This window comes from Streptomyces sp. NPDC059875 (genome assembly GCF_042731085.1).
Lineage (GTDB): Bacteria > Actinomycetota > Actinomycetes > Streptomycetales > Streptomycetaceae > Streptomyces.
In genome coordinates, this window is sequence record NZ_JBHWJZ010000031.1 from 1 (window position 1) to 12,482 (window position 12,482).

Sequence of the window (12,482 nt, forward strand, 5' to 3'; positions counted from 1 at the left end):
GGACGCTTCCTTTGTACTCACCCTCTCGGGCTTTCCTCCGGGCTTTTCCCTTCGGTCTTTCGTGTTTCCAGCTTAGCAGATCCGATTTCCGTTTCTGCCACCCGCTGGAGCGGGTTTGCCGTTTCGGGAATTCGCTTTTCGCGTTTTCCCTTGCGGCGGGGTCAAACACTACCAGGCTTTTTCGCTCCCCCCGACCACCCCTCCGCAGGCATGCAGAGGTGTAGACCACTTGGGTTAGGATCTGGCTTGATAGGTGCTGCCGACCCACGACTCAAAGCCGCGTTGGGGTCAGGCAGGAGTACGACAGTACATCCCACCGTCAGTAGAGGCAAATCGTTTCGGGTAGTCCCTAGGTCCGCCAACTGGTACGTCTCGTGCGGAACTAGGACTTCGTATGACATACGCTTCTGAGCAGTACGCCGTCCAGGACAGGTAGTGACGGCGCCACACAATCTCCGCCCCTGGGAGGCTTCCCATGACAACCGTGACGTCGCCACTTGCTGGACGCGCCATCGGTCTCGCCGCTGTACCCGATCCGGTCTTCTCCGGCGCGATGGTCGGTCCCGGCACCGCCATCGACCCCGTACGTGAGCCGTCGGAGGCCGTGTCGCCGGTCGACGGCGTCATTGTCTCTCTGCACCCGCACGCGTTCGTCGTCGTCGACGGCGAGGGGCACGGCGTGCTGACGCACCTCGGGATCGACACCGTTCAGCTCAACGGGCAGGGCTTCGAGCTGCTCGTGAGCAAGGGGGACACCGTGACGCGGGGACAGGCCGTCGTCCGTTGGAACCCGTCCGAGGTCGAGGCCGCGGGCAAGTCCCCCATCTGCCCCGTCGTGGCCCTTGAGGCCACGTCCGACTCTCTCTCCGATGTCGTCGAGAGCGGCGACGTGAAGGCCGACGACCAGCTCTTCGGCTGGAACTGAGGCCGGCGTCGTCCTCGTGACGACCACGAGTTCGACATTCATCGCGGCGGCCCGATGCCGCCGCTCTATCGGAGACGGGTGAGATGGAGACAACGCTGCGAGGCGTCGGCGTCAGCCACGGAGTGGCGATCGGCGAGGTCCGGCACATGGGTACGGCGGTTCTGGAGCCGCCGGCCAAGCAGATTCCCGCCGAGGAGGCGGAGCGCGAACAGGGGCGCGCCCGCCAGGCCGTGGAAGCTGTGGCTGCCGACCTGATTGCGCGCGGCAATCTGGCCGGGGGCGAGGCACAGCATGTGCTGGAGGCCCAGGCGATGATCGCCCAGGACCCCGAGCTCATCGCCGACGTCGACCGCCGGATCGCGGTCGGCAGCACGGCCGAGCGCGGTATCTACGACGCGTTCTCCCACTACCGCGAGCTGCTCGCGGGCGCGGGTGAGTACATGGCCGGGCGGGTCGCCGACCTCGACGACGTGCGGAACCGTATCGTCGCCCGCCTGTTGGGCGTTCCCATGCCGGGTGTGCCGGACAGCGACGAGCCGTACGTGCTGATCGCGCGGGATCTCGCTCCTGCGGACACGGCGCTGCTCGACCCGGCGCTCGTCCTGGGCTTCGTGACCGAGGAGGGCGGGCCGACCAGCCACAGCGCCATCCTGGCGCGGGCGCTCGGGGTGCCGGCCGTGGTGGCCCTGCCGGGCGCCGGGGAGATCGGCGAGGGCACGGTCATCGCGGTGGACGGTTCCACCGGTGAGCTCTTCGTGGATCCGACCGAGGAGCGGAAGGCGACGCTGACCGCGGCCGCCGCCGAGCGGAAGGCCGCGCTCGCCGCGTCCAGTGGCCCGGGTGCGACCTCGGACGGGCACAAGGTGCCGCTGCTCGCCAATGTCGGCGGTCCTGCGGATGTGCCGGCAGCGGTGGAGGCCGGGGCCGAGGGTGTCGGTCTGTTCCGTACGGAGTTCCTCTTCCTGGACGACAGCAAGAAGGCTCCGTCGGAGGAGAAGCAGATCGAGGCGTACCGCAAGGTCCTCGAGGCGTTCCCCGAGGGTCGTGTGGTCGTGCGGGTGCTGGATGCCGGTGCGGACAAGCCGCTCGACTTCCTGACGCCGGCGGACGAGCCCAACCCCGCTCTGGGTGTGCGGGGCCTGCGTTCGCTGCTGGACCACCCCGAGGTGCTGCGGACGCAGCTGACGGCGCTGGCGAAGGCCGTCGAGGGGCTGCCGGTGTACCTCGAGGTCATGGCGCCGATGGTGGCCGACCGTACGGACGCGAAGGCTTTCGCCGACGCGTGCCGTGAGGCGGGGCTGCAGGCGAAGTTCGGTGCCATGGTGGAGATCCCCTCCGCCGCTCTGCGGGCGCGTTCGATCCTGCAGGAGGTGGAGTTCCTGTCGCTGGGCACCAACGACCTGGCGCAGTACACCTTCGCGGCCGACCGTCAGGTCGGTGCGGTGTCGCGGCTGCAGGACCCGTGGCAGCCGGCGCTGCTCGACCTCGTGGCGCTGTCCGCCGAGGCGGCGAAGGCCGAGGGCAAGAGCTGTGGTGTGTGTGGTGAGGCCGCTTCGGATCCGCTGCTGGCCTGTGTGCTGACGGGTCTGGGTGTCACCTCTCTGTCGATGGGTGCCGCGTCGATTCCGTATGTGCGGGCGACGCTCGCGAAGTACACGCTGGCGCAGTGCGAGCGTGCGGCCGCTGCCGCGCGCGCGGCGGACACGGCCGAGGAGGCCCGGGTGGCCGCGCAGGCGGTGCTGTCCGGGGAGTGATCCCGGAGCGTTCATGAGTGTCGAAGGGGCTTCCCGTCACGTCGGTGGCGGGGAGCCCCTTCGGCGTCAGTGGTGGGTGGGCCGGTCGTCGTCCTCGGGGGCGAGGGCGAAGCCGGCGCGGTAGTCGACGTGGGGTTCGGGTGGGAGCGGTTCTCCGGTGCGGGCGTCGGTGCAGTAAGCGCTGAACACTTCGGCTTCGGTGAGGGGGTGGAGGGTCCCGCGGGTGAGGCGCCAGCCGTGGAGGCGGTCGCGTGCTCCGGGGCTCGTGGTGCGCAGGACCACTCCCCCGGGGCTGTCGAGTGCGATGCCGGCGGCGAGGACGGTGGCGAATTCGGCTCCCTCGCTGCTGTCGAGGTGGGCGGGTCCGTCCTCGTCGCAGGTGGCGTGGAGGATCGCGAGGAGTTGATCGTCCGCGGCGGGGACGCTGCAGACGAGGTGGTGGGTGCCGGGGCCGGCGGCTTCGAGGAGGCGCATGAGCAGGCGGGAGGCCTGGTCGAAGGCGGCGCGGCCGATGTCCTGCCCGCAGTCGGCGCAGTCTCCGGTGTCCGCGAGGAGCATCGTGGCGTACTCCCAGGTGGCGCGGCGGACCGCCGTGTCGATGAGGGTGGGTACGAGGGTGGTCATGGGCTGGCCGGTGTAGGGGACGCGGGTGCCGGTGGCGGCCAGTTCGGCGGTGAACCGGCTGCGGCTGGCGGGGCGGTCGGGGTCGAGGCCTGTGTCCTCGCAGTACTCGGCGTACTCCTCAGGGTCGAAGAGGACGACGGTGGTGTGCCCGCCCTGGGCGGTGAGTGCCTTGAGCAGGCCTTCGACCTGGCGCAGGTAGGTCGGGTGGTCGTGGAAGGCGAAGGTGTCGTACCGGCGCATGGTGGTGAAGTCGTCCTCGTCGGCGAGGAGGCCGACGGTGCTGGGGACTTCGCGGCGCAGGGCGCGGCGCAGGGACGTGGTGGTGCCGTGCTGGGTCATGTCTCCCCCTGAGCTCTGTCGATCAGTGCTCACTCACCGTAACCGGCACCACTGACAGTGACTTCTCGGTGATCCGGTCGCGGATCAGGCGGTGCTGCGCGGCGCCCGCTGCGACGAGGCCGAGGCCGAGGAGGGGCCAGGCGAGTGCGCCGACCGACATCACGCCGGTGACCAGGAGGGGTCCGGCGAATCGCTGGGTGGAGTGGGCGAGGCCGTGGACGCCGAGGTAGGCGCCCTGGGCCTCGGCGGGGGCCAGGGCGACGGAGAGTTCCCAGGAGGCGGTCGCGTGGATGATCTCGGCGAACGTCAGGGCGATGACCGCGACGACGACGGCGGTGATGGCGAAGGCGCGTCCGCCCGCGGCCGAGGCGGCGAGGGCGAGGGTGCCGAGGACGAAGAGGCCGGCGAGCGGGACGAGGAGGCGCCGGGCGGCCTGGGTGGTGGCGCCGAAGCGGGCGAGGGGGACCTGGAAGGCGACGACGAGGACGGTGTTGAGGACCAGGAGCAGCGGGACGAGCCCGACGGGCGCGTTGGTGGCGTGGACGATCCAGAGGGGGATGGCGACCTGGAGGATCGTGTCGTAGAGGAAGAGGGCGGCTTCGGTGGCGGTGTAGGTGAGGAAGGTCCGGTCGCGCCAGGGGTTGGCGGGCTGGGCGGGTGCTCGGCCGTCGGGTGTTGCGGAGGTGGCTGCGACGCGGGCGGGTGCGGGAGGTTCGGCGCAGCGCAGGGTGAGGAGTGCGATCACCAGGTAGGTGAGGACGTTTCCGATGAGGAGCAGCCCGTAGGCGCGCGTGCCGCCGGTGGCGAGCGCGGCGGCGGCGCCGAGACCGCCGATCGACCAGCCGATGTTGACGGTGGTGCGCTGGATGGCCTGGTAGCGGACGCGGTCGGGGCCGGCGAGACGGGCCGCGTAGAGCTTGATGAGGACGCTGCCGGCACGGTCGGGGAGGGCGCCGAGCGCGGAGTAGAGCGTCAGCAGGAGGAAGTTGTCGGTGGTGAGGAGGGCGAGGAGGGCGGCGCCGCGCATGAGTTGGGCGCCGGCGATGATCCGGACGAGGGGGAAGCGGTCGGCGAGGCGGCCGGCGAGTGGGGCGCCTGCGATGCCCACGCCGCCGGAGACGGTCATGAGGAGACCGACTTGGCCGAGGCCGAGACCGGACACATACGTGAAGTAGAGGGCGGTGCACCCGGCCCAGAGGCCGGTGCCGGTCTTGTCGATGATGCTGACGACGAGCATCCGGCGGCCGTCGACACCCCCCGGGATGCGGTTCTTCCACGATGAACGGCTCACTCGTTCCCCCTTGACTCGAGCTTTGTATTGATACATAGTTCGGTACGTGGCAACACAATATTCGATTATTGGGACGACGGCCAAGGGGATTGCCGCGTCCGTGGAGCAGGGTGTCTCCGAGGGTGGGCTCGGGCCGGGGGACGCGCTGCCTCCGGTGCGTCGGCTCGCGGACGAGCTCGGAGTCAGTCCGGGCACGGTCGCCACCGCGTACAAGGAGCTGCGCCGGCGCGGGGTCGTGATGACCCGCGGGCGGGGCGGGACGGTGGTCGCGGAGGTGCCGTCGGTGGCCTCACGACGGCCGCCGCGGGTACCGGCGGGTCTCGTGGATCTCGCGGGCGGTCATCCCGACCCGGCGTTCCTGCCGGATCTGCGACCGCCCGCCCTGGTGCGCCCGGTGTACGGATCCCACCGCGCGGCGCCCCGGCTCGGGGCGCTGGAGGAGCTGACCCGGGACTGGTTCGAGCGGGACGGGGTACCGGCGGAGCACGTGACGTTCGCCCACGGTGCGCTCGACTGCATCGCACGGCTGCTCTCGACGGAGCTGCGGCCGGGGGACGCGGTGGCGGTCGAGGATCCCGGGTTCCACCATCTCCTCGACCTCGTACCGGCCTTGGGACTGCGGATGGCCCCGGTCGCGGTGGACGGGGAGGGCCTTGTGCCGGACGCCCTGCGGACGGCGTTGCGGGCCGGGGTGCGGGCGGTGGTGTGCAGTCCGCGGGGACAATGTCCGACGGGTGCGTACTTCGGCCGGGCGCGCCGGGACGAACTCGTCGCGGTGCTCAGGGAGTTCCCGGACGTCCTCGTCGTCGAGGACGACCACAACGCGGACGTCGCGGGGGCGCGGGCGTTCACCCTGGCGGCGGCCGGTCTCGAGCGGTGGGCGCAGGTGCGGACCTCGTCCAAGCATCTGGGGATCGACCTGCGGTGGGCCGGGCTCGCCTGTGACGCGGCGACGCTGGCACGACATGACGGGCGGATGCTGATGACGTCCGGCTGGGTCAGTCACGTCCTGCAGGAGACGGTGGCCGGGCTGTTCACGGACCCGGGGGTGACTGAGCTGGTGGCGGCGGGCACGGCGGCGTACGCATCGCGGCGTGCGGCGCTGATCGACGCGCTGGCGGGGCACGGGATCAGGGCGGTGGGGCCGAGCGGGCTGAACGTCTGGGTGCCGGTGCGGGACGAGTCGGCCGTGGTCAACGGGCTGCGGACGCGCGGCTGGTGGGTGGCGGCCGGGGCGCGGTTCCGCATCGCGTCGCCGACGGCGGTGCGGATCACGACAGCGACGCTGGGCGTCGAGGCAGCCGGGCGTCTGGCAGCGGACTTCGCGGAGGTACTGGGCGAGTCGCAGGCGACGTACGGGGGGTAGGGGAACTCCCCCTTCTTATACGAGGCTGGCGCCACGCCCCCGAACCCCCGCGGCGCGGGAGCTTCGCGCCGCGGGGGTGGTGAGGGCGGGAGGGCCGCTACGTGCGTCGGGTCGCGGCCAGGCTCTCGTAGAAGGGGAGCAGGTCGAGGTTGTCGACCGAGCCCGGGTTGACCGCCTTGGACATCGGGGTGCCCTGGAGGAGGCGTTTGACCGGGACCTCGATGCGCTTGCCCGTGAGGGTGTGGGGGACGCCGGGGACCTCGATGATGTCGTCGGGGACGTGGCGCGGGGAGAGTTCGGTGCGGATCGTCTGCTTGATGCGGGCGATCAGCGCGTCGTCCAGGGTCGCGCCCTCCGCGAGATGGACGAAGAGCGGCATCCAGTAGCCGCCGTCCGGCTCTTCGAGCCCGATGACGAGGGATTCGCGGATCTCCGGGAGCCGTTCGACGGCCTCGTAGATGTCCGCGCTGCCCATCCGTACGCCCTGGCGGTTCAGGGTGGAGTCCGAGCGGCCGTGGATGACGACCGAGCCGTGGTCCGTGATCGTGATCCAGTCGCCGTGGCGCCACACGCCCGGGAACATCTCGAAGTAGCTGTCGCGGTAGCGGCTGCCGTCGGGGTCGTTCCAGAAGTGGATCGGCATGGACGGCATCGGGTTGGTGACGACGAGTTCGCCGACCTCGCCGATGACCGGCTTGCCGGACGGGTCCCAGGACTGCAGGTCCGTGCCGAGGCCGGCGGCCTGGAGTTCGCCGATGTGGACGGGGAGGGTCGGGACCGCTCCCGCGAAGCAGGAGCAGACGTCCGTGCCGCCGCTGACCGAGGCGATCCAGAGGTCTTCACGGACCTCGTCGTGCAGCCATCGGAAGCCGTCGGGCGGCAGCGGGGAGCCGGTGGTCGCGACGCACTTGATCGCCGAGAGGTCGAAGTCCCGCGCCGGGTGGACGTCCGCCTTGGCGCAGGCCATGACGTACGCGGCGGAGGTGCCGTACAGCGTCGCCCCGGTCCGCTCGGCGACCCGCCACTGGGCGCCGGTGTCGGGGTAGCCGGGGCTGCCGTCGTAGATGACGACCGTGGTGCCGGTGAGCAGGCCGGAGACGAGGAAGTTCCACATCATCCAGCCGGTGGAGGTGTACCAGAAGAACACGTCCCCGGAGCCCAGGTCGCAGTGCAGGCCGAGCTGCTTGAAGTGCTCGATCAGGATGCCGCCCTGGGACTGGACGATCGCCTTGGGCAGGCCCGTCGTGCCGGAGGAGTACAGCACCCACAGCGGGTGGGCGAACGGCACCTGCTCGAAGACCGGCTCCACGTCGGCGGAGGTCAGGTCGGACCAGGTGAGCGCCCCTTCGGGGGCGTCGGTGCCGAGGAGCGGGATGTTGACGACCGCGCGGAGGGTGGGAAGTTCGGCGCGCAGCTCGGCGACGGTGTCGCGGCGGTCGTGCTCCTTGCCGCCGTAGCGGTAGCCGTCGACGGTGAACAGGACGACCGGCTCGACCTGCTGGAAGCGGTCGAGGACGCTGCGTGCGCCGAAGTCGGGGGCGCAGGAGGTCCACACCGCGCCGACGGCGGCCGTGGCGAGGAGGGCGGTGACCGCCTCGGGGATGTTGGGGAGGTAGCCGCTGACGCGGTCGCCGGGGCGCACCCCCAGGGCGCGGAGCTCGGCGGCGAGCGAGCCGACCTGTCGGCGCAGCTCGGCCCAGCTGATCGGGCGCGGCTCATGTGTCTCGTCCACATGGAGCAGGGCTGTGTCGTGGGGGCGCTCCTCGGCGGCACGCAGGGCGTGCTCGGCGTAGTTGAGGGTGGCGCCCGGGAACCACTCGGCGCCGGGCATCGAGCGGTCGCCGAGGACGCGCTCGTACGGGGTGGAGAAGCGGATGTCGAACCACTCGGCGACGGCCTGCCAGAACGACTCCAGCTCGTCCACCGACCAGCGGTGCAGGGCCGGGTATCCACCGTCGGCCGGGGCTCCGTGGCGCTCGGCGGCCCAGGACTGGAAGCGGGTGACCGCGGCGGCGGCGATGCGTTCCTCGTCCGGCTGCCAAAGCGGCTCGGTGTGCGCTGATGTCATGGGGCGGCTCCCTGGGGTACGCGGGGTGTGCGTGTGTCGCGCGCACGTGCTGGGGTGTGCGCGTGTACGCGGCTGACAGGGACGATGCCATGGGAGCGGCTTTCGCACCAGGGTTCCCCGCCCATGGTCGGGTGGCTGAATATGTGCTCCCACCACGGGTGAACGGCAGTTGAACGAACCGCGCGCGGGCCCTGCCGAATGGCAGGGTGAGCTGCATGGACGGTCGTGAGCTGGTGCGTTCGGTGAGGGTGTTCGGATCGGTGCAGGGATTGCGGGCAGTACGTTCGGCGTGGCGGCAGCGTCGTACGGATGCGTGGGGGTTGCCGCCGAGGGGGACCGAGCGGGCCAGGGTGCCGGGGTCGGTCGGCGAGGTCGAGCCGCTGCCGGGCGGGGGGATCATCCGGTTCGCCCGCTCCGATCTGCGGATCAGTGTGTCGGCAGGGGGCACGGTCTTCTGGGGCTGGGACGGGGCCGAGCCGCTCCCGTCGTACGCGTTGGCCGGCGAGGCGCCCGAGCCGGACCCGCGGGCGCTGCTCGAGCCGGACACCGACGGTGGTTGGCGGGTGGTGTCGGAACGGGTGACGGTCGCCGTGTCCCGCCACGGGGCGGTCGAGGTCCGTACGCCCGGGGGTGTGGTGCTGCGCCGGGATCTGCCGCCACGCTGGTGGGAGCCGGTCGCGGGTGGGCCCGCGCGCTGGGTGCAGCGCAGCGAGGTGCCGGCGGACGCGCGCTTCTTCGGACTCGGCGGGCGGGCGTCGGGGCCGCGGCTGCGCGACGGTTCGTACCGGCTGTGGAACACCGACCCCAAGGGGAGCTTCTCCCCCGGCGACGATCCGCTGTACATCACGATGCCGGTGCAGTTCGTCGTCTCGGACGCGGGCACACACCTGGCGTTCCACGACAACTCCTGGGACGGCCTGATCACCCTCACCGAAGGTGAGGAGGGGGCCGGGTCCGGGCACGACCGGCCGGGGACCAGCGAGGTCCGGATGGGCGGCGGACCACTGCGCTGCTGGGTGGTGGTCGGGACCCCCGCGCGCGTGCTCCACGGCTGGGCGGCGCTGACAGGTGCGCCGGCGCTGCCGCCGTCCTGGGCGCTGGGTCCGCAGCACGCCCGCTGGGGGTTCGGCAGCGAGCGTGAGGTTCGGCGGGTGGTGGACGGCTACCGCGAGCGGGGACTGCCGCTGTCCGTGCTGCATCTGGACATCGACCACTACGACGGGCACCAGGTGTTCACGGTGGACCGCGAGCGCTTTCCCGATCTGCCGGGGCTCGCGGGCGAGCTGCGGGAGCAGGGGGTACGGCTGGTGTCGATCGTGGACCCGGCGGTGAAGGCGGAGCCGGGGAACACGGTCTACGACAGCGGTACCGCGGTCGGCGCGTTCGTCCGCGACGGGCGCGGGAACGAGGTCCAGGGGGTGGTCTGGCCGGGCGAGTGCGCCTATCCGGACTTCACCGATCCGGCGGTACGGGAGTGGTGGGGCGGCCTGTACGAGGAGCGGCTCGGCCAGGGCTTCTCCGGGGTCTGGCACGACATGAACGAACCGGTCTCCTTCTCGCCCTTCGGGGACCAGTCGCTGCCGCGCTCGTCCCGGCACGCCCTCGAGGGGCGAGGCGGCGACCACCGCGAGGCGCACAACGTCTACGGGCTGACGATGGCCAGGGCCGGGTACGAAGGGCTGCGCCGGCTGCGGCCGGACGAACGGCCGTTCCTCTTCTCGCGCTCGGGCTGGGCCGGGATGCAGCGGTACGGCGGGACCTGGTCGGGCGATGTGTCGACCGGGTGGCCGGGGCTGCGGGCCTCCCTCTCGCTGGTTCTCGGGCTGGGGCTGTGCGGGGTGCCGTACTCGGGGCCGGACGTCGGCGGCTTCGACGGGAGTCCGTCGCCGGAGCTGTTCCTGCGCTGGTTCCAGCTGGGTGCGTGGCTGCCGCTGTTCCGTACGCACGCGGCGATCGACGCGGGTCGGCGTGAGCCGTGGGAGTTCGGGCCCGAGGTCCTGGAGCACGCGCGCGTGGCGCTCGCCGAGCGTGAGCGGATGCGGCCGTACTTCGTCACGCTCGCCCAGCTCGCCCGGTTGACGGGGGCTCCGTACGTCCGGCCGGTGTGGTGGGGCGCGCCGGAGGACCGGGCCCTGCGGGACTGCGAGAACGCGTTCCTGGTGGGCGACGCGCTGCTCGTGGCGCCCGTCCTCGCCCGGGGCGCCGACCGGCGTGCGGTGCGGCTGCCGCGCGGGCGCTGGTACGACACCGCGACGGGTCGGGCGTACGAGGGGCCGGGGCAGGTCCTCCTCGACGCGCCCCCGTCCCGGATCCCGGTGCTCGCGCGAGCGGGGTCGGTGATTCCGGTGCGGGGTGCGGACGGGGGTCTGGAGCTGGAGGTGTGGGCGCCGGCGGCCGGACGCACGGGCGGTGGGCTCGTCGTACGGGACACCGGGGACGGATGGGAGCCGGGCGAGATCGAGCGCTACGCCTCGCGGCTGGTGGACGGCCGGGTGGTGGTGGAGCGGGTGACGGACGCGGGCTCGGAGGAGGTGGCGCTTCCGGTGCGGGTGCGGGGCCTGGCGGGGTGACCGCCTTCAGCCGTCCTCAGCCGTCCTTGGCGGTCCTCAGCCGTCGCAGGCGGTCAACCTCTCAGCCGTCGCAGGCGTCACCAGCCTCCCTCAGCCGTCGCAGGAGGCGTACCGCCCCGCGAACCAGCGCCGTACCGCCTCCGTGTGCAGGGGGAAGGCCAGTTCCGCCGGGGCGTGCAGCAGGTGGTGACCGGTGGTCTCGTCGGTGGGGGCGGAGGGCGGCAGGTCGCCGGCAGGGCGGGGCGGGAGCAGGCCGAAGAGGAGAAGGTGCCCGGCCGGCGAGCTGAGGGCGTCGGCGAGCCGTACCTCCGCCGCCGGCGCCTCGATCCCCGTCTCCTCGCGCAGTTCGCGGACGACGGCGTCGCGCCAGTCCTCGGCATGGTCGATGAAGCCGCCGGGGAGCGCGACTCCGCCCCTGGCGGGTTCGATCGTGCGGGTGATGACGACAAGTCCGGTCCCCCGTACGTCCGTTACGGGGAGCAGGGCCACGGCGACGGGCAGCGGGTTGCGGTAGGCGACGGAGCCGCAGCCGGCGCACCGGCGGGGCCAGGCGGCGGGCTCGGCGTATAGGGTGCCGCAGGCGGAGCAGTAGGAGTCCTTCACAGGCAGGACCGTATGCGATCACCCTTTCCCGTGCCTCCCGGAACTGATAGACGGTGCACATGACAGGACTTGCTTCCGTTTTCCGTACCCTCGGTGTGCTGGCGACCGCCGGTCTGCTCGCCGCCACGGCGGCCGTACCGTCCGCGCAGGCCGAGCCGGAGCCGAAGGCTCCGAAGGAGTTCGTGGCGCTGAGCTCGGTGGACCGGACGATCATTCAGGAGATGCGCTACACCACGGAGCACAACTTCGTGGGCGAGGAGGTCGACGGCTACCGCCAACCGCTGTGCATCCTGACCCGTCCCGCCGCCGAGGCCTTGCACCGCGCGCAGATGAAGCTGCGCGCGCGGGGCTACTCACTGAAGGTCTACGACTGCTACCGGCCGCAGCGGGCCGTCGACCACTTCGTCCGCTGGGCCAAGGATCTCGAGGACGAGCGGATGAAGCCGGAGTTCTATCCCCTTGTCGACAAGTCGAGGCTGTTCGCGGACGGTTACATCGCGGAGAAGTCCGGGCACAGCCGCGGTTCTACGGTCGACCTGACGATCGTGAAACTGCCGGCCGCACCGACCCGCCCGTACGTGCCGGGCGAGGAGCTGGTGGAGTGCTACGCCCCGCGGGCCGAGCGTTTCCCCGACAACTCCGTCGACATGGGGACGGGCTTCGACTGCTTCGACACGCTGTCGCACACCGACGATCCACGGATCCAGGGTGCGCAGCGGGCCAACCGGCAGCTCCTGAAGGGGACGCTGGCGGAGCAGGGATTCGTGAATCTGCCCGAGGAGTGGTGGCACTTCACGTTCAAGCCGGAGCCGTTCCCGAGCACCTTCTTCGACTTCCCGGTGGCGCGGCGGTCGGTGGCCGGTCACTGATCGGCGGAAGGTGACGTCCGGTGGACAACGGGCGGCCGGGACCACCCCCGTGGGTCCCGGCCGCCCGTTCCGT

General features: G+C 71.6%; 9 protein-coding genes. 5 read left to right on the top strand and 4 right to left on the bottom strand.

Annotated elements, in window-relative coordinates; translation table 11 throughout:
• Positions 1-475: 475 nt before the first annotated feature.
• Both ACFV9D_RS30190 and ptsP read left to right on the top strand, forming a co-directional pair.
• Positions 476-925 carry a PTS glucose transporter subunit IIA gene (locus tag ACFV9D_RS30190; protein WP_385153122.1) on the top strand — a complete coding sequence of 150 codons (450 nt, stop codon included), beginning with the start codon at positions 476-478 and terminating at the stop codon, positions 923-925.
• Between the two features lie 83 nt (positions 926-1,008).
• Complete coding sequence (gene ptsP, locus ACFV9D_RS30195) at positions 1,009-2,679, top strand: phosphoenolpyruvate--protein phosphotransferase (RefSeq protein WP_385153125.1); 1,671 nt, start codon at positions 1,009-1,011, stop codon at positions 2,677-2,679.
• Between the two features lie 66 nt (positions 2,680-2,745).
• Here the strand turns inward: ptsP and ACFV9D_RS30200 are convergent, their stop codons facing one another.
• The gene (locus tag ACFV9D_RS30200; protein WP_385153128.1) at positions 2,746-3,642 is read right to left on the bottom strand and encodes a hypothetical protein; all 897 of its coding nucleotides are present in this window, start codon (positions 3,640-3,642) and stop codon (positions 2,746-2,748) included.
• Positions 3,643-3,664: 22 nt separating this feature from the next.
• Positions 3,665-4,933 carry an MFS transporter gene (locus tag ACFV9D_RS30205; protein ID WP_385153131.1) on the bottom strand — a complete coding sequence of 423 codons (1,269 nt, stop codon included), beginning with the start codon at positions 4,931-4,933 and terminating at the stop codon, positions 3,665-3,667.
• Between the two features lie 46 nt (positions 4,934-4,979).
• Here ACFV9D_RS30205 and ACFV9D_RS30210 point away from each other — a divergent pair, with 46 nt between their 5' ends.
• On the top strand, positions 4,980-6,299 hold the full coding sequence (locus ACFV9D_RS30210; RefSeq protein WP_385153133.1) for an aminotransferase class I/II-fold pyridoxal phosphate-dependent enzyme: 1,320 nt from the start codon (positions 4,980-4,982) through the stop codon (positions 6,297-6,299).
• Between the two features lie 97 nt (positions 6,300-6,396).
• On the opposite strand, the gene ACFV9D_RS30215 is transcribed toward ACFV9D_RS30210, so the two are convergent.
• Positions 6,397-8,367 carry an acetoacetate--CoA ligase gene (locus tag ACFV9D_RS30215; RefSeq protein ID WP_385153136.1) on the bottom strand — a complete coding sequence of 657 codons (1,971 nt, stop codon included), beginning with the start codon at positions 8,365-8,367 and terminating at the stop codon, positions 6,397-6,399.
• Between the two features lie 215 nt (positions 8,368-8,582).
• Between ACFV9D_RS30215 and ACFV9D_RS30220 the strand changes: the two genes are divergently transcribed.
• Positions 8,583-10,937: a glycoside hydrolase family 31 protein gene (locus ACFV9D_RS30220; protein WP_385153139.1), complete on the top strand. Its 2,355-nt coding sequence runs from the start codon at positions 8,583-8,585 to the stop codon at positions 10,935-10,937.
• Positions 10,938-11,027: 90 nt separating this feature from the next.
• Here the strand turns inward: ACFV9D_RS30220 and ACFV9D_RS30225 are convergent, their stop codons facing one another.
• On the bottom strand, positions 11,028-11,540 hold the full coding sequence (locus ACFV9D_RS30225) for an NUDIX domain-containing protein (RefSeq protein WP_385153142.1): 513 nt from the start codon (positions 11,538-11,540) through the stop codon (positions 11,028-11,030).
• A 59-nt stretch (positions 11,541-11,599) separates the two neighbouring features.
• On the opposite strand from ACFV9D_RS30225, the gene ACFV9D_RS30230 reads away from it, so the two are divergent.
• Positions 11,600-12,409, top strand: a complete 810-nt coding sequence (locus tag ACFV9D_RS30230) for a M15 family metallopeptidase (protein WP_385153145.1) — start codon at positions 11,600-11,602, stop codon at positions 12,407-12,409.
• The last annotated feature ends 73 nt before the right edge of the window (positions 12,410-12,482 follow it).

Bases quoted from the DNA above. Each gene is read 5' to 3' on its own strand.
- ptsP (WP_385153125.1), top strand. From the start codon at position 1,009: ATGGAGACAACGCTGCGAGGCGTCGGCGTCAGCCACGGAGTGGCGATC.
- ACFV9D_RS30190 (WP_385153122.1), top strand. From the start codon at position 476: ATGACAACCGTGACGTCGCCACTTGCTGGACGCGCCATCGGTCTCGCC.
- ACFV9D_RS30215 (WP_385153136.1), bottom strand. From the start codon at position 8,367: ATGACATCAGCGCACACCGAGCCGCTTTGGCAGCCGGACGAGGAACGC.
- ACFV9D_RS30230 (WP_385153145.1), top strand. From the start codon at position 11,600: ATGACAGGACTTGCTTCCGTTTTCCGTACCCTCGGTGTGCTGGCGACC.
- ACFV9D_RS30220 (WP_385153139.1), top strand. From the start codon at position 8,583: ATGGACGGTCGTGAGCTGGTGCGTTCGGTGAGGGTGTTCGGATCGGTG.
- ACFV9D_RS30200 (WP_385153128.1), bottom strand. From the start codon at position 3,642: ATGACCCAGCACGGCACCACCACGTCCCTGCGCCGCGCCCTGCGCCGC.